This window comes from Delftia sp. ZNC0008 (assembly GCF_000799035.1).
Classification (GTDB): Bacteria; Pseudomonadota; Gammaproteobacteria; order Burkholderiales; family Burkholderiaceae_C; genus Comamonas; species Comamonas tsuruhatensis.
On the sequence record NZ_JTKZ01000391.1, the window covers coordinates 1 to 593 of the forward strand.

Here is a 593-nt window from a genome sequence, read left to right on the forward strand (position 1 = left end):
CCGCGTAGCAGGCCCACGAAGACGATGGAATGCGCCGAGGTGACGTACTGCAGCGCCAGCGCGGTCAGCAGCGGAAACCCCACCACACCGCCCAGCGCACTCAGCGCCAGTGAAGGCATGTCGGCACGCGCGGGCCGGGGCTGGCGCAGCGCCAGCAGCATGGCCAGGGCCAGCAATGCCGCGATGCTGGCGCGCGCACAGGTCAGGAAGGTGGGGTCCAGGTCGGCGACCGCCACGCGGGTGGCCGGCAGCGATCCCGCAAAGATCGCCACGCCGATGAATCCGTTGATCCACCCGCTGCTTGTCTTGTCCATCAAAAAGCTCCTTGGTTTGCAGCAGGCAGTGGGCCATTGCACGGCCGGATCTTCCATAGACAGTCCAATACAATTCAAAAGAACTGTTATGCACACAAATCCACTACAGAAGAGAGAGCAGCCATGCGCAGCGGCACACGCATCCAGGCGGTGATGGAAGAGATCCAGTCGCGCATCGCCGCGCGCACCTGCCTGCCCGGCACGCGCCTGCCCTCGGTGCGCGCGCAGGCGCAGGCCATGCAGGTGTCGGTGTCCACGGTGGTGGAGGCCTATGAGCGG

General features: G+C 65.6%; 2 protein-coding genes. One reads left to right on the forward strand and one right to left on the reverse strand.

Features of this window, described 5'->3' with window-relative positions; genetic code table 11:
* On the reverse strand, positions 1 to 314 hold a 314-nt coding region (locus L995_RS13150; protein WP_047472168.1), incomplete at its 3' end, for an EamA family transporter.
* 123 nt (positions 315 to 437) lie between these two features.
* Between L995_RS13150 and L995_RS32020 the strand changes: the two genes are divergently transcribed.
* A partial coding sequence (locus tag L995_RS32020) for a GntR family transcriptional regulator (protein WP_156136064.1) occupies positions 438 to 593 on the forward strand: 156 nt, incomplete at its 3' end.